This window comes from Amycolatopsis bartoniae, assembly GCF_014191255.1.
Lineage (GTDB): Bacteria > Actinomycetota > Actinomycetes > Mycobacteriales > Pseudonocardiaceae > Amycolatopsis_E > Amycolatopsis_E bartoniae.
The window spans coordinates 274116-288364 of the sequence record NZ_JACHWH010000006.1; the positions used below are offsets into that span (position 1 = coordinate 274116).

A 14249-nucleotide genomic window follows, 5' to 3' on the forward strand; every position below is an offset into this window, starting at 1 on the left:
CTCTGAGCCCCGGGCCTGTGCAGTGCTGTGGCTCAGCTGTTCCTGAGCCGTGGTTTTGCGCCCGGATGTCAGGCGGCCGGGTAGAGGCGTCCCATCAGTTCCAGGACCTCGTCGATCATCCGGCGGGCCTGGGCGCGGCTGGGGGCGGTGGCGACCTCGCGGCCGGCTTCGGTGGCCATCGCGGTCAGGCACAGCACCAGCATGTCGCTCAGTGGCCGGGTGTGCCCGTTGACGAGCGTGGAGTTCGCGTGCAGCCACTCGCGGAACCGCTGGCGCGTGAGCGTCCCGAACCCGGCCGGCCCGCCGCCGGAGAGGAACACCGTGGCCAGCTCCCGCTCCTCCCAGCAGCCTTCGAGGTAGGCGCGGGTGCCGATGATGAACAACCGCAGCGCGTCCTCCTCGCCGCGGGCGAGCGCGGCGCGGAACGCCTGGGCGGAGCGGTGCTGCTGGCGGCGCTGGTAGTCGTTGTAGAGGGTGGTGTAGAGATCCGACTTGGCGGCGAAGTGGTGGTAGAGGCTGCCGATGCTCGCGCCGGCGCGGTCGGCGATGTCCACCATCGTCGCCGCGTCGTACCCGGCCGCGCAGAACACCTCGCGGGCCGCTTCGAGCAGCGCCGTGCGCGTGGTCTGCGCTCGTCTGCTGCCTGCCACCTCAGTCATGCCCCGATTGTGCCGGACGCCCCGGCGGCCACCGCCGCAGGCACGCGCCGGCCGGCCCGGTGTTCACGCGACCGGGCGGGAACTCGCGGGGCGGGCTCCGGGCGCGTCGGCGCCCGCCCCGCGAGGGTCACGGCGCCGGGATCCCGTTGGCCGGGGCCGTCGGCTGCGCCTCGGTGAACGGCACCACGGGCCCGTCGCCGTCGTCGGTGGTCAGCGGCGTGCCCTGGCCGGTCTGCCGTCCGCCCTGGACGATCGCGATCTGGCCGCCGGTGAACCCGGCGTGGCTGTCGGGGCCGTAGCGGAACGGCACGAGCCCTGGCCCGCGCAGCCCGCCCTTGTTCAGCACGTCGAGCAGCCCCTGCCGGGTGAGGTTGCGGCCGGCGGCCTGCAGCGCCTGCACGAACGTGTACGCGTAGGACATCGCGTAGTAGACGTTGCCGTCGAACGGGATGTTCGGGATGTACTGGTCGTGGATCTTGCGGAACAACGCGGTCCACGAGTTCGCCGTGTCGTCGAGCGCGGGCAGGTAGGCGCTGGTGACGAGCCCTTCGATGAGGTCCGAGCCCTTGACCGACGCCCCGGACTGCTTGGCGAAGTTCTCCAGCAGCCCGGACACGGTGATCGGGTCGGCGCCCACGCTGGAGGCCAGCAGCGTCGGCTTGTACCCGAGCCGGAGCGCGGTCAGCTTGAACAGCGCGGTGTAGGCGGGGATCGTCTCGAGGACCACGACGTCGGCCTGGGAGCGGGCGATCGCCGAGACCTGGGCGGCGACGTCGGTGTTGCCGGGCTGGTAGGGCTGGCGCGACACGACCTGGTTGGGGTCGATGAACTTGTCCAGGCCTTTCATGCCGTCGCGGCCGAAGTCGTCGTCCTGGTAGAAGTAGGCGACCTTCTTCCCGGCGAGGTTCTTCTTGACGTAGTCGCCGAGGATCTTGCCCTCGACGGTGTAGTCGGGCTGCCAGCCGTAGGTGTAGGGGTGGTCCTTGGGGTTGTCCCAGCAGGTGCAGCCGGAGGCGACGAACAGGTCGGGCACGCGGGAGCTGTTGAGGAAGTCGACGACCTTGGTGTGGGTCGGGGTGCCCAGCGCGCCGAGGATCGCGAACACGTTGTCCTGCAGCACGAGCTGCTTGGTCAGGGTCACCGTCTGGGCGGGGTTGTAGCCGTCGTCGAGGTACTTGTAGCTGATCTGCCGCCCGTTGATGCCGCCGTTGGCGTTGACGTAGTCGAAGAACGCCTTGGCCGCGGGCCCCTGTTCGCTGTAGCCGGGCGCGGCGGTGCCGGTGAGCGGCAGGGTGCTGCCGATGGTCACCGAGTTGTCGGTGACGCCGGGGGTGCTGCCGCCGCCACCGCCTCCCCCGGCGCAGCCGCTGAGCGTCAGTGCCAGTGCGGCGGTCAGTGCGATGCCCGCCCGCACCTGTCTCGAAGGGGCCATGTCTTCTCTCTTTCCTCGGGGTTTCATCGGCGCAGCCTCGCGCGCAGCGTGCGGCCCGCCCAGCGGACTCCGGACTGGATGCCGCCGGGGAACAGGGTGATCACGAGGATCAGCACGATCCCGTAGAGCACGAGCGGCACGTTGGCGTAGATCTCCTCGGGCAGCTGCGCCGACTGCGCGAGGTTGTTCGACCACGTGGGCAGCAGCGTCACCAGCACCGACCCGTACACCGCGCCGGCGAGGCTGCCCAGGCCGCCGAGCACCGCCGCGGTCAGCAGGGACAGCGACAGGGCGAGGGTGAACGCGCCCGGCGAGGCGAGGTTGTTCACCACCGCGAACAGCGCCCCGGCCAGGCCCGCGCAGCCGGCGCTGACCCAGAACGCGAGGACCTGGGTGCGCGCGACGTGCACGCCGGACAACGCGGCGGCGTCCTCGTCCTCGCGCACCAGGCGCATGTTGCGCCCGAGCGGGCTGCGCACGAGGTTCGCCAGCAGGAACAGCACGACCACCAGGCACAGCCCGCCGATCCAGGCGTGCCAGCGTTCCAGCGGGAACGCCTCCCCCAGCGACAGCGGCGGGGGCGGCGGGGTGACGATGAGCCCGTTGGCGCCGCCGAGCAGGTCGCGCAGCCCGTGGTAGTCCGCCAGCGACGGCAGCCCGACGGCGAGCGCGAGCGTCGCGCCCGCCAGGTACGGGCCGCGCAGCCGGGCGGCGGCGACGCCGACGAGCGCGCCGAGCGCGGCGGTGAGCACGGTGGCCGCGACCAGTACGAGCGCGAGCGGCCACTGCTGGTGTTCCAGCAGCAGTGCGGTGGTGTAGGCGCCGACGGCGACGAACGCGCCGTGCCCGAGCGAGATCTGTCCACTGAGGCCGGACAGCACGGTCAGGCCCGCGGTGGCGATGGTGGTGTAGCAGATCTGCGCCAGCTGCAGGTCGCCGAACGGGTCGAGCGAGATCGACAGCAGGTACAGCGCCAGCAGCCCGAGCACGGCGACGACGGTGTGTCCGAGCAAAGTGGACTGTCGCCACCACGGAAGCTCGCGGGTGGCGGGCGCGGGAGCGCGGTGCACCTTGCTCTCCTTGGTCTCGGTCATACCCGCCGTCCCGCGCTCGTGCCGAACAGTCCGCTGGGCCGCACCATGAGCACGAAGATCAGCACCACGAGCGTGGCGAAAGTGACGATGTCCGGGCCGAGGTAGCCGGACACGTAGCTGAGCACCACTCCCAGGGCGAGGCCGCCGACGACCGCGCCGGGCGGGCTGTCGAGCCCGCCGATCACCGCGGCGGTGAACCCGAACACCAGCGTCGCGTCGAAGGCCGTGGGGCTGACGAACGTGCTGGGCGCGATGAGCACCCCGGCGATGGCGCCGACCACGGCGGCCAGCGCCCACCCGACGGTGAGCATCCGCCCGACGCGCACGCCCAGCAGGCGCGCGACCTCGGGGGCGAAGGCCGCCGAGCGCATCCGCAGCCCGAGGGAGGTGCGCCGGAACACCACGGCGAGCGCCGCCATCACCCCGAGCACGACGAGGATCACCCACAGGTCGTTGGGCGAGAACAGCAGCTGGTGCCCGGCGACGCGGAACCCGGTGATCCCGAACCCCGGCGGGTACGAGCGCGGGGTGCCGCCGAAGATCATCCCGGCGAGGCCCTGCAGCAGCACCAGCAACCCGAAGGTCACCACCACCGCGTCGAGTGGCGCGCGTTTCTCCACCGGCCGCACGAGCAGCCGTTCCACCACGGCGCCGAGCACGAGTCCACTGAGGACGGCCACGGCGAGCGCGAGCCAGTAGGAGCCGCCGTGGCTGACGACGGTGTAGGCGAGGAACGTGGTGACCATGAGCATGCCGCCCTGGGCGAAGTTGACGATCCGGGTGGAGCGCCAGATCAGCACCAGGGCCAGTGCGACGGCCGCGTAGACCGCGCCGCTGGTCAGTCCCGCCAGTGTCAGGTCGAGGAAACGGCCCATCAGCCCTCCAGGTAGGCGCGCCGGACGCGGTCGTCGGCGGCGAGGCGCGCGGCGTCGTCGTCGGCCACCTTGCGGCCGAGGTTGAGCACCACCGCGCGGTCGGCGACCGACAGCGCGGTGGCGGCGTTCTGCTCCACCAGCAGCAGCGTCAAACCGGTGTCCTCGCGCAGGGTCCGCAGCGTGGCGACGATCTGCGCGGCGGTGCGGGGCGCGAGCCCGAGCGACGGTTCGTCGAGCAGCAGCAGCTCGGGGCGGCTCATCAGCGCCCGCCCGATCGCCAGCATCTGCCGTTCCCCGCCGGACAGGGTTTCCGCGCGCTGGTGGCGGCGCTGGGCCAGCGGCGGGAACAGCTCGAACATGCGGGCCAGCCCGGTGCGCAGCCACGCGCGATCCCGGCGCCACAGCCCGCCCAGGCGCAGGTTCTCCTCGACGGTGAGCTCGACGATCACGCCGCGGCCCTCGGGCACGTGCGCGATGCCCAGCCGCACCAGGTCTTCGGGCTGTTCGCGGGTGATGTCGCGCCCGCCGAGGCGGATCGCGCCGGCCTTGGGGGGAAGCAGCCCGCTGATGGCACGCAGGAGTGTCGTCTTGCCCGCGCCGTTGACGCCCAGCACCGCGGTGATCGAACCGCGTTCGACACTCAGGTCCACGCCGTCGAGCGCCCGCACCGGACCGTACGCGGCGACCAGTTCGCTGACCTCAAGCATCGGCGCCTCCCGGCACGGCCTCGCCCAGGTACGCCCGCTGCACCGCCGGGTCCGCGCGCACCTGCGCGGGGGTGCCGCGGGCGATGACCTCGCCGAAGTCGAGCACCACCAGCTCGTCGCACAGGTTCATCACGAAGTCCATGTGGTGCTCGACGAGCATCACCGTGGTGTTCTCGCGCAGCCCGCGCACGATGCCCGCCAGCTCGGCGGTCTCCGTTTCGGACAGTCCCGCGGCGGGCTCGTCGAGCAGCAGCAGCCGCGGCCTGCTCACCAGCGCACGCGCGAGGGCTACGCGTTTCCTAGTGCCGTAAGGAAGACTCGCGCACACGCGGTCGGCCTCGTCCTCGATCTCCAGCGCTGCCAGTACTTCCCGTGCCTGCTCGGCGAGCCGCCGCTCGTGCCGCTGCGCCCACGGCGAGGCCAGTAGCGCCCCAACGACTCCGGTGCGGGAGCGGTGCGTGGTGCCGGCGAGGACGTTCTCCAGCACGGTCAGGCGGGAGAACAGTCCCAGGCCCTGCAGGGTGCGGGCGATGCCGTGCCGGGTCAGCCGGTGCGGGTGGGGGCGCCGCAGCGGGGCGCCGTTGAAGGAAAGCGAACCGGATTCGGGGCGGACGAAGCCGCACACCGCGTTGAACAGGGTGGTCTTGCCCGCCCCGTTCGGGCCGATCACCCCGACCACGCCGCCGCGCGGCACGTCGAGCGAAACGTCGTTGAGCACCTGCAGGCCACCGAAGGACACGCACAGTCCTTCCACCCGCAACAGGGGACCGTCGGGGGGCATCTGTCGCGACCACCGCCTCGTTGCAGCGTCCGGATTCCCGAATGGGATTCGGTTTGCGCGAACAGTACAACGGCGCGTCCGGCTTGCCCAGACCTCCGGCGAAATCAGACAAACCGGCAGCGCCGGTGTTATGCCGCCGTGATCAGGTCCTTGCTCCGAACGGTCCCCCGGCTAACCTGGGTCCTGGTAAGACCGAACGGCGTTCTGAAAAAGGGGAGTCGATGCTGAACCTCTCGGTACTGCTGGAGTCGACCGCGCGGCGGCACCCGGACCGCGCCGCGCTGGTGTGCGGCGAGCAGTCGCTGACCTACGCCGAGCTGGACCGGCGCGCCCGCCAGGTCGCCGAAGCCGTCCGCGCCCGCGGCGTGCGCCCCGGCGACCGCGTCGCGCTCATCGGCCCCAACGTGGTGGAGTTCCCGGTCGTCTACTACGGCCTGCTCAAGGCCGGCGCCGTCGTCATCCCGCTCAACCCGCTGCTGAAGGAGCGCGAGCTGGCGTTCATCTTCGGCGACAGCGGCACCGTCGCCGTGTTCGCCTGGGAGGGCAGCGAGCAGCTGCCGGTGCTGGACAACGCCCGCCGCGCCGCCGCCGGCTCCCCCACCGTGCGCGACGTGTTCGCCTTCGGCGACCTGCCCGGCCTGCTCGCGCCGCACCCCGGCACGGCCGACGCCGAACCGACCGGAGCCGAGGACCCGGCGGTGATCATCTACACCAGCGGCACCACCGGCACCCCCAAGGGCGCGGTGCTCTCGCACGTGAGCCTGCTGCTCAACGCCCGGATGAAGGAGCTGATCGTCCCCAAGCACGACCACGACGTCGTGCTGGTGACGTTGCCGCTGTACCACATCTTCGGGCAGACCTCAGTGCTCAACGGCAACGTGCACGGCGGCGCGACCCTCGTGCTGCTCCCCCGTTTCGACCCGGACACCGCGCTGGACCTGCTCGTGCGGCACCGGGTCACGCTGTTCTCCGGCGTGCCCTCGATGTACCAGGCGTTCCTGCAGGCCGACCCCGACGGGGTGCGGCTGCGCAAGGCGGCCGAGACGCTGCGCTACCTCACCTCCGGCGGCGCACCGCTGCCGGTCGCGGTGTTCGAGCGCTTCGACCGGCTCGCGGGCCTGCAGATCCGCCAGGGCTACGGGCTTTCCGAGACCAGCCCCACCGTCACCGCGTGCCCGTGGGAGGAGCCGATCCGCCCCGCGTCGGTCGGCAAACCCGTGTGGGGCGTGGACATCCGCGTCGTCGACGCGCGGGACCGGCCGCTGCCCGCCGGTGAGGTCGGCGAGATCGTGATCCGCGGGCACTGCCTCATGCTCGGCTACTTCAACCGCCCGGACGCCACCGCCGAAGCCATCCGCGACGGCTGGTTCCACACCGGCGACCTCGGCCGGTTCGACGAGGACGGCTGGCTCTACGTCGTCGACCGCGTCAAGGACCTCATCCTGCGCGGCGGCTACAACGTCTACCCCGCCGAGGTCGAGCAGGTGCTGCTGACCCACCCGTCGGTCGCGCTGACCGCCGTGGTCGGCGAACCCCACGAACGGCTCGGCCAGGAGGTCGTCGCCTACGTCGTGCCCCGCACCGGGCAGCAGGTCGACGTCACCGAGCTGACCGCCTACGCCCGCGAGCGCCTGGCCGAGTACAAGTACCCGCGCCGCATCGAGGTGCGTGACGAGCTGCCGATGACCGCCACCGGCAAGATCCTCAAGCGGGCATTGTCCTGACGAGGCGCTCCAGTGCCGCGAGTGCGGCGGCGACCGCGGGAACGGAGCGGCCACCGGGGCGGGTGACGGTGAGGAGCTTCCGCCGCGGCTGCCCGGCACACGGGAGCCGGACCACGGCGTCGGTCGCCCGCGCCATCCGGGGCACCAGCGCCACCCCGAGCCCGTGCGCGACCAGCGCGAGCGTGGCGTCCCAGTTCACCGCCTCGTGGGCCGCGTCCGGGGCGAACCCGGCCGCGCCGCACGCGGACAGCACGTGGGTGCGGCACGTGGACGGCTCCGCCGGCACGACCCACGGCTCGTCCGCGGCCTCGGCGAGCTCCACCCGGTCCCGGCCCGCCAGCCGGTGACCGGGCGGGACCACGAGGTCGAACGGGTCGTCCACCAGCGGTTGCTGGTCGAACCGGGCACGGTGGCGAGGCGGCTCGTCCGGCGTCGCCTCCACCACGGCCAGCTCGGCGTGCCCGTCGAACAGCAGGTCGAAGCAGTCCGCGGTCTCCCCCTCGCTGATCCGCGGCACGAGCCGGGGATGGCGCGCGACGAGCGCGGCCGCGGCCGGGGCGAGCAGCGCGGTCACCGCGGTGGGGAAACCGGCCAGCCGCAGCAGCCCGGCGGGCTCGTCGCCGTCGGTCCGCAGGTCCCGTTCGGCCAGCTCCCAGCGGGCCTGGATGTCGTCCGCGTGCGCCAGGAGCCGGTGCGCCGCGGGGGTGAGCCGCACGCGGCGGCCCTCCGGCTCCAGCAGCGCCACGCCGAGCTCCCGGCCGAGCTGACGGATCTGCTGGGACGCCGCCGACGGGGTGAAGTGCAGGGCCTGCGCCGCCGCGGTCACTGTGCCGTAGTGGTCCACGGCCCGGAGCACGTGGAGCCGCCGCAGATCAATCATGTAGCCGATTCTTCATGGTCGAGTCTGGATACTCAACCTGGACCTACCGGATTTCCGGCCGCAGGCTGGAGACATGCTCACCGTATGGCTGTCGCTGCTCGCCGAAACCGTCGTCGTCACCGGTCTCGCCGCCGCACTGGCCCGCTGGTCCTCGCGCCGGCGGTTCAGGGCTCCAGGATCAGGCGAATCGGATTGCCCTCCTTGCGAGTGAGCCGGTCGACGGCGGTGGCCGCCTCGGCCAGGGGCAGGTGGTCGCTGATCGAGCGGCTCCAGTCCAGCCGGTGGTGACGCGCCAGGTCCACCAGCGTCTCCACGTCACCCGGCGCCGAACCGTAGTGCCCCAGCACCTGCTTGTGCAGGAAACTCAACCCGATGCTGTCGGGAACGGTCAGTGGCGCCGGCGTCAGGCCCGCCAGCACCAGCTTCCCGCCGAAGCCCAGGCACTTCACCGCCTGCTCACGCACCGCCGCCACCCCGGCCATGTCGAACGCGACGTCGAGCCCTCGCCCGCCCGTCGCGGCGAACACCTGCTGCACCAGATCCGGCGCGGACGCGTCGAACGCGGCGTCCGCACCGAACTCCAGCGCCCGCTCCCGCGCCGCCGCCAGCGGGTCGACCGCGATGATCGGCGCCGCGCCCACCAGGCGCAGCAGCTGCACGGCGTGCGCACCCAGTCCGCCCGCACCCCACACACCGGCGGACTGGCCGGGGCGGACCTGCGCGGTGCCGGTGATCGCACCCCACGGCGTGGACACCGCGTCCGGCACGATCGAGGCTTGGTCGAACGGCAGGTCGTCGGGCAGCGCGACGAGCGTGTGCTGGCTCGCGATCGCGTACTCCGCCCAGCCGCCGTCGTAGTCCACCCCACGCGTGCGCCCCTGCAGGCACGGCGCCTGGAACCGGATGCAGTTCGCGCACCGCCCGCACCGCTCCCCGGCCAGCAACGCGACGCGATCGCCCTCCTGCCAGCCGCCGGGCACGTCCGGGCCGAGCGCGTCGACCACGCCCGCGACCTCGTGCCCCAGGGTCACCTCGGGCACCTGCAGGAACAGCGGGGTGAGACTGCCGTCGATCAGGTGCACGTCCGACAGGCACACCCCCGCCGCCTTCACCCGGACGCGCACCTCACCGGGGCCCGGTTCGGGCACCGGGACCTCCCGCAGCACGAACTTGCGGGGGTCGAGCTCGAGCCGGCCGGCCAGCATGGTCGCCATCCAGGATCCTTTCGCATCGGGGTGCTTCCCTGTCTACACCCCGGCGTGGATCACTGCTGCTCTTGCTGCTGCTTCGCCACCTCGGCCCGCACCTGCTCCATGTCGACCTCGCGGGCCTTGCCGATCAGCTCCTCCAGCGCGGGCGCGGGCAGCGCTCCGGGCTGGGCGTAGAGCACCACGCCGTCGCGCACGACCATCAGCGTCGGGATGGACGAGATGCCGAACGCGGCGGCCAGCTCCTGCTGGGCCTCGGTGTCCACCTTGCCGAACACGATGTCCTCGTGCTTGTCCGACGCCTCGTCGTACACCGGCGCGAACATGCGGCACGGCCCGCACCAGGACGCCCAGAAGTCCACCAGGACCATGCCGTCCTGGCCGACCGTCTCGTCGAAGTTCTCCTTGGTCAGCTCGACCGTAGCCACGTGAAAGCTCTCCTCAACCGGGGAAGGGACACTGCGCACAACACCGGTACCCCGCCCCGCATTCCTACGTGGACGACGCGGGCGTCGCCTCGTGACCCGGCACGCCCGGCGAGCGCCGGTCCCGCTTGAGCTGCGCCTCGTACAGGTGCCGGTGACCACCGGTCAGCTGCCGCGACCGCTCCTCGAACCCCCGGAACGGCTGGTAGTAGGTCTCGTCGTAGCCCTCCACCACCTGGAACGTCCACCGGCCCGGCAGCACGTTGCGCCCCAGCAGGTGCGTCTCCAGCTCGTCGGCGAACTCGGCGTGCCCGGCCTTGCGCAGCAGCCCGATCGCCTCCTCCACCTCGAAGTCGGCCGTCCCGCTGAGCCGGTGGAACTGGTACAGGTGCCCGCGCGCGACCTCGACGGTCTCCAGCGCGGCGCTGAGCTTGCCGACCGCCTCCACGGTGGTGGGATCGAACTGGCCGCCGACGAGTGAGCCGCCCTCGACGCGGGTATCAGAGGCGTCGTCCGGTGTGTGTGCCATGGAGGCCCGGGTACCCCCGCGGGACGAAACGATGCAGGAACGTTGCGTGGAGGCCACGGGTGGAGATCAGCCGGGAAGTGGACGCACCACCGGACGCGGTGTACCGCGTGCTGGCCGACGGGTGGAGCTACGGGATGTGGGTGGTCGGCAACTCCCGCGTCCGCCAGGTCGACCGCACCTGGCCGGAACCCGGCAGCCGCCTCCACCACAGCGCGGGGGTGTGGCCCCTGCGCATCAACGACGTCACCGTCGTGCGCTCGGCCGAGCCCAACCGCAGCCTGGAACTGCAGGCCCAGCTGTGGTTGCTCGGCGGGGCCACCATCCGCCTCACCCTCGAACCGCTCGACGGCGGCGGCCGCACCCTCGTCGTGATGGCCGAGCAGCTCACCGAAGGCCCGGCGAAGCTCGTGCCCACCCCGCTGCAGAACCTCGCGCTGTGGCCGCGCAACGCCGAGTCGCTGCGCCGCCTCGCGGACCTCGCCGTCGGCCGCGAGGCCTAGCTACCAGGGCACCACCCGGCCCTCGTAGTCCAGGAACCGCAGGCCCGGCTGTCCACTGTGGTCCTCGATCGTGCGCACCACGCCGGGAATGCTGTCCTCGATGGACAGCGGCGCCGCCGGGCCGCCGAGCTCCGTGCGCACCCAGCCCGGGTTGATCAGCAACAGCGTCCGCGTGTCGTCGGCGTAGCGGGCCGCGTAGCAGCGCATCAGCTGGTTCAACGCGGACTTGCTGGCGCGGTAGACGTCCTGGCCACCGTTCTCGTTCAGCGAGATGCTGCCCTGACGCGAGGACATCACGCCGATCGTGCCGTCCGGCGCGACCAGCGACCGCAGCGACTCGACCACCCGCATCGGGGCGAGCGCGTTGGTGACCATGACCTCGGTGAACATCTCCGTCGGCACGTCCGCGATCGGGATGTCGCCCCGGGTGATGGCCGCGTTGACGAACAGCAGGTCCAGGGTGCGCCCCGCCAGCCGCTCGCGCAGCGCCGTGACCTGTGCGGGAGCCGTCATCTCCAGCTGCTCGACGGTGACCCGGCCGCTCGCGGACTCGGCCAGTTCGTGCAGCCCCGTGCGCTGCTCGCCCCGGACCGTGCCGATGACGTCCCAGTCGTGCTTCAGCAGCTCAGCGGCCAGAGCGAGCCCCAGCGCGCGAGAGGCCCCGACGACGAGGGCGGTCCTGTTCACGCGAGCACCGCCGGCTTGAGGACTTCCTCGCACCACTGGCGGAACGTCGTCGGGCTCGCGGTCTCCGGAGTGCGGAGCAGCCCCCCGTCGAGCCCCTCGTCCTTGGCCCGCATCATGTCGACCATGCCCTGGACGAACGCGGGTCCCGCGCCGAATCCGGACATCCGCGCGGCCAGGTCGTCCAGCGAGTGGCGCTCGTAGCGCACCGGCCGGCCGAGCACCTCGGACATGATGCGCGCCATGTCGTTCGGCGACAGGTCCTCCGGGCCCAGCACCGCCACCTCACCCGTCCCCGTCCACGACCGGTCGAGCAGCAGCCGGGCGGCGGCCGCGGCGATGTCGCGGGTAGCGGCGGTCGGTGCCTTCCGGTCGGGGTCGGCCGTGTCGCTGAACACGCCCTCCCGGATCGAGCCGACCTGCCGGAGCACGTTGTCCATGAAGGACGGGTTCGCCAGCGCCCGGTAGGCCACCCCGGTGCTCGCGATCAGGTCGTCCATCGCCAGCGAAGCGGTGACCAGGCCCGCCCGCCCGGCGACGGGCGTGCCGCGGCCGACCGCCGAGACGCCGACCACGTGCCCGACGCCGTGTGCCGTGAACGCCTTGGCGGCGGGGCGGGTGAAGCCGGAGTACGCCTCGTCCAAAGTGGACGCGCGGGGGTCCGGCGGGACGAGCCAGAAGACGGCGTCGGCACCGGTGAAGGCGCGGTCGACGACCTCGGCGTCGCCGTGCGAACCGACCACGACGTCGACGCGCTCGCGGACGTTCTCGGGCAGCTTCGCGGGGTCGCGGACGATGACGCGAAGCTCTTCCCCGGAGCCGAGCAGGGTGTGCAGAACCTGGCGGCCGATGTCGCCGGTGGGTGTGGTCACAACGATCATGTCTTCAGTCTCCGGTGGCCCTGACCAGGCGTCCAATACCCTTTGCCGACCATTGATACCCTGAAGGCATGGATCTGGACCTGCGCAAGCTGCGGTACTTCGCCGCGGTCGCCGAGCACCGCCACTTCGGCCGGGCGGCCGAACAGCTCTTCATCGCGCAACCGGTCCTCAGCCGCCAGATCCGGGCCTTCGAGCAGGAACTGGGATGCACGCTGTTCGTCCGCAACACCCGCACCGTCGAACTCACCGCGGCGGGCGAACAGCTGCGCGAGGAGGCGCAGAAGATCCTCACCACCGTCGACGCCTCGATCCGGCGGGTGTACGACGCCGACCGCGGCGTGCAACGGCTCGCCGTCACCTTCTCCGCCGGACTGCACGTCTCCGACGCCATCCGCGCCTTCACCGCCACCCACCCGGACGTCGAGGTCGACTTCGTCCCCTCACGCTGGTGGGAACGCGACGCGCCACTGCGCGACGGCCGCGCCCAGGTCGGCTACCTGCGGCGGCCGTTCGACGACACCGGCCTGCGGATCATCCCCATCGGCTCCGAGCAGAAGGTCGCCTGCCTCCCGGTCACCCACCCGCTGGCCACGCGCGACACCCTGACCTCGGCGGACCTGGAAGGCGAGCCGATCCTCGACGCCCAGTCCCGGCGCACCTCCTCGATCGACGAGAAATTCGAACTCGTCGCCTCCGGCCACGGCGTCGCCCTCGTGCCCCACAGCGCCGCACGGTCCTACTCCCGCCCGGACCTCGTGTACGTGCCGGTCACCGACATCGAGCCCCTCGAAACCTGCCTGGTCGTCCCGCAGGACCGCCACGAGCCCGTGGTGCTGGAGTTCCTGGAGATCGCCACGCGGACGCTGCTCCCGGTGACCGCGGGAACCCGGTGACGACCGGGGTACGTCTCAGGACACCTTGAGCACGACCTTGCCCGCCGGATGACCGCTCTCGACGGTGGCGAGGGCGGCCGGGGCGTCGGAGAGCGGATGGACCGCGGTGATCACGGGGGCGAGCAGTCCGTCGAGGGCCAGCCGGGCGGAGCGCTCCAGGTTCTCGCGGTCCAGGCGGCGCTCGACCGGCCGCCCACCGAGTTCGACCACGGACGAATCCCCCACGGCGATGACGTTGCGAGGATCCCGCGCCAGCGGAGCGACCTGCCGCAGCGAGGCTCCTCCGACCAGGTCGACGATCCCGTCGAAACCGTCCGGAACCAGCTCGCCCGCCGCGGCGGCGACGTCCCCCGCGGCGTAGTCGAGGAACCGCACCCCGACGGCCTCGGCACGCTCGCGCTTGGCGGCACTCCCGGTCCCGAACACCCGCAGCCCGCGCCCGGCCGCGAGCCCGGCGACGGCGAGGCCGACCCCGCCCCCGACGCCGTTGACCAGGATCGTGGCACCGGCCGGAAGGCCGAGCTGGCCGAGCGCGTCCACCGCGGTCGACCCGGCCACCGGCAGCGTCGCCGCCACGGCCGGGGCCAGACCCGCCGGGATGCGCGCAGTGTTCGCTGCTGGCAGCACGGTCGTCTCGGCGTAGGTGCCGCCACCGGTGAGCGCGAAACCGAAGACCGCGTCGCCCACCTCGAGCCCGTCGACGTCCTCACCCCGGGCGAGCACGGTTCCCGCCGCTTCCATGCCCAGCACGCGGGGGAACGGCCGCCCGCCGTCGAGCCCGGAGACCAGACCCGAGCGCAGCAGGTGGTCGAGCGGATTCACGCCGGCGACCGTCACCCTGATCAGCACCTCGTCACGACCGGGGACGGGATCGGGACGATCGAAGAACTCCTGCACCTCGGGCCCGCCGTACCTGCGGTAACCCCACGCCTGCCCCATCTTCTGCTGCCTTCCGTGTGACCGGACCCGGTGTTTCC

At 72.2% G+C, this 14249-nt stretch carries 16 protein-coding genes; 3 read left to right on the forward strand and 13 right to left on the reverse strand.

Features of this window, described 5'->3' with window-relative positions; all coding sequences use genetic code 11:
• Positions 1 to 68: 68 nt before the first annotated feature.
• The 6 genes from FHX82_RS26640 to FHX82_RS26665 form a co-directional block, all read right to left on the reverse strand.
• Positions 69 to 659 (reverse strand): TetR/AcrR family transcriptional regulator, encoded by a 591-nt coding sequence (locus FHX82_RS26640; protein ID WP_145937839.1) that lies wholly within the window; start codon positions 657 to 659, stop codon positions 69 to 71.
• 127 nt (positions 660 to 786) lie between these two features.
• On the reverse strand, positions 787 to 2091 hold the full coding sequence (locus FHX82_RS26645) for an ABC transporter substrate-binding protein (RefSeq protein ID WP_145937840.1): 1305 nt from the start codon (positions 2089 to 2091) through the stop codon (positions 787 to 789).
• Between the two features lie 23 nt (positions 2092 to 2114).
• A complete protein-coding gene (locus FHX82_RS26650; protein WP_145937841.1) occupies positions 2115 to 3185 on the reverse strand; it encodes a branched-chain amino acid ABC transporter permease in 1071 nt (356 codons plus the stop codon).
• Complete coding sequence (locus FHX82_RS26655) at positions 3182 to 4060, reverse strand: branched-chain amino acid ABC transporter permease (protein WP_145937842.1); 879 nt, start codon at positions 4058 to 4060, stop codon at positions 3182 to 3184. The genes FHX82_RS26650 and FHX82_RS26655 overlap by 4 nt, the downstream gene beginning before the upstream one ends.
• Positions 4060 to 4767, reverse strand: coding sequence for an ABC transporter ATP-binding protein (locus tag FHX82_RS26660; RefSeq protein ID WP_145937843.1), 708 nt, complete (start codon positions 4765 to 4767; stop codon positions 4060 to 4062). The genes FHX82_RS26655 and FHX82_RS26660 overlap by 1 nt, the downstream gene beginning before the upstream one ends.
• Positions 4760 to 5548 carry an ABC transporter ATP-binding protein gene (locus tag FHX82_RS26665; protein WP_145937844.1) on the reverse strand — a complete coding sequence of 263 codons (789 nt, stop codon included), beginning with the start codon at positions 5546 to 5548 and terminating at the stop codon, positions 4760 to 4762. The genes FHX82_RS26660 and FHX82_RS26665 overlap by 8 nt, the downstream gene beginning before the upstream one ends.
• 221 nt (positions 5549 to 5769) lie before the next feature.
• Between FHX82_RS26665 and FHX82_RS26670 the strand changes: the two genes are divergently transcribed.
• Complete coding sequence (locus FHX82_RS26670) at positions 5770 to 7272, forward strand: long-chain-fatty-acid--CoA ligase (protein WP_145937845.1); 1503 nt, start codon at positions 5770 to 5772, stop codon at positions 7270 to 7272.
• On the opposite strand, the gene FHX82_RS26675 is transcribed toward FHX82_RS26670, so the two are convergent.
• From FHX82_RS26675 to FHX82_RS26690, 4 genes are all read right to left on the reverse strand, one after another.
• Positions 7253 to 8152 carry a LysR family transcriptional regulator gene (locus FHX82_RS26675; RefSeq protein ID WP_145937846.1) on the reverse strand — a complete coding sequence of 300 codons (900 nt, stop codon included), beginning with the start codon at positions 8150 to 8152 and terminating at the stop codon, positions 7253 to 7255. The genes FHX82_RS26670 and FHX82_RS26675 overlap by 20 nt on opposite strands.
• Before the next feature lie 164 nt (positions 8153 to 8316).
• Positions 8317 to 9366 (reverse strand): zinc-binding dehydrogenase, encoded by a 1050-nt coding sequence (locus tag FHX82_RS26680; RefSeq protein WP_145937847.1) that lies wholly within the window; start codon positions 9364 to 9366, stop codon positions 8317 to 8319.
• Between the two features lie 50 nt (positions 9367 to 9416).
• Positions 9417 to 9788, reverse strand: coding sequence for a thioredoxin (gene trxA, locus FHX82_RS26685; RefSeq protein ID WP_145937848.1), 372 nt, complete (start codon positions 9786 to 9788; stop codon positions 9417 to 9419).
• A gap of 64 nt (positions 9789 to 9852) precedes the next feature.
• A complete protein-coding gene (locus FHX82_RS26690) occupies positions 9853 to 10314 on the reverse strand; it encodes a hypothetical protein (protein ID WP_229880249.1) in 462 nt (153 codons plus the stop codon).
• Between the two features lie 59 nt (positions 10315 to 10373).
• On the opposite strand from FHX82_RS26690, the gene FHX82_RS26695 reads away from it, so the two are divergent.
• The gene (locus FHX82_RS26695) at positions 10374 to 10814 is read left to right on the forward strand and encodes an SRPBCC family protein (RefSeq protein ID WP_145937849.1); all 441 of its coding nucleotides are present in this window, start codon (positions 10374 to 10376) and stop codon (positions 10812 to 10814) included.
• On the opposite strand, the gene FHX82_RS26700 is transcribed toward FHX82_RS26695, so the two are convergent.
• Positions 10815 to 11501 (reverse strand): SDR family NAD(P)-dependent oxidoreductase, encoded by a 687-nt coding sequence (locus FHX82_RS26700; protein ID WP_145937850.1) that lies wholly within the window; start codon positions 11499 to 11501, stop codon positions 10815 to 10817.
• Positions 11498 to 12379 (reverse strand): NAD(P)H-binding protein, encoded by an 882-nt coding sequence (locus FHX82_RS26705; protein WP_145937851.1) that lies wholly within the window; start codon positions 12377 to 12379, stop codon positions 11498 to 11500. The genes FHX82_RS26700 and FHX82_RS26705 overlap by 4 nt, the downstream gene beginning before the upstream one ends.
• Before the next feature lie 68 nt (positions 12380 to 12447).
• Here FHX82_RS26705 and FHX82_RS26710 point away from each other — a divergent pair, with 68 nt between their 5' ends.
• Positions 12448 to 13272, forward strand: coding sequence for a LysR family transcriptional regulator (locus tag FHX82_RS26710; protein ID WP_145937852.1), 825 nt, complete (start codon positions 12448 to 12450; stop codon positions 13270 to 13272).
• A gap of 15 nt (positions 13273 to 13287) precedes the next feature.
• Here the strand turns inward: FHX82_RS26710 and FHX82_RS26715 are convergent, their stop codons facing one another.
• Complete coding sequence (locus FHX82_RS26715; protein WP_145937853.1) at positions 13288 to 14211, reverse strand: NADP-dependent oxidoreductase; 924 nt, start codon at positions 14209 to 14211, stop codon at positions 13288 to 13290.
• Positions 14212 to 14249 lie beyond the last annotated feature (38 nt).

Coding starts and splice junctions, on each gene's coding strand:
- FHX82_RS26660 (WP_145937843.1), bottom strand. CDS start 4,767: ATGCTTGAGGTCAGCGAACTGGTCGCCGCGTACGGTCCGGTGCGGGCG.
- FHX82_RS26645 (WP_145937840.1), bottom strand. CDS start 2,091: ATGGCCCCTTCGAGACAGGTGCGGGCGGGCATCGCACTGACCGCCGCA.
- FHX82_RS26655 (WP_145937842.1), bottom strand. CDS start 4,060: ATGGGCCGTTTCCTCGACCTGACACTGGCGGGACTGACCAGCGGCGCG.
- FHX82_RS26705 (WP_145937851.1), bottom strand. CDS start 12,379: ATGATCGTTGTGACCACACCCACCGGCGACATCGGCCGCCAGGTTCTG.
- FHX82_RS26670 (WP_145937845.1), top strand. CDS start 5,770: ATGCTGAACCTCTCGGTACTGCTGGAGTCGACCGCGCGGCGGCACCCG.
- FHX82_RS26690 (WP_229880249.1), bottom strand. CDS start 10,314: ATGGCACACACACCGGACGACGCCTCTGATACCCGCGTCGAGGGCGGC.
- FHX82_RS26715 (WP_145937853.1), bottom strand. CDS start 14,211: ATGGGGCAGGCGTGGGGTTACCGCAGGTACGGCGGGCCCGAGGTGCAG.
- FHX82_RS26680 (WP_145937847.1), bottom strand. CDS start 9,366: ATGGCGACCATGCTGGCCGGCCGGCTCGAGCTCGACCCCCGCAAGTTC.
- FHX82_RS26650 (WP_145937841.1), bottom strand. CDS start 3,185: ATGACCGAGACCAAGGAGAGCAAGGTGCACCGCGCTCCCGCGCCCGCC.
- FHX82_RS26640 (WP_145937839.1), bottom strand. CDS start 659: ATGACTGAGGTGGCAGGCAGCAGACGAGCGCAGACCACGCGCACGGCG.
- FHX82_RS26665 (WP_145937844.1), bottom strand. CDS start 5,548: ATGCCCCCCGACGGTCCCCTGTTGCGGGTGGAAGGACTGTGCGTGTCC.
- FHX82_RS26675 (WP_145937846.1), bottom strand. CDS start 8,152: ATGATTGATCTGCGGCGGCTCCACGTGCTCCGGGCCGTGGACCACTAC.
- FHX82_RS26710 (WP_145937852.1), top strand. CDS start 12,448: ATGGATCTGGACCTGCGCAAGCTGCGGTACTTCGCCGCGGTCGCCGAG.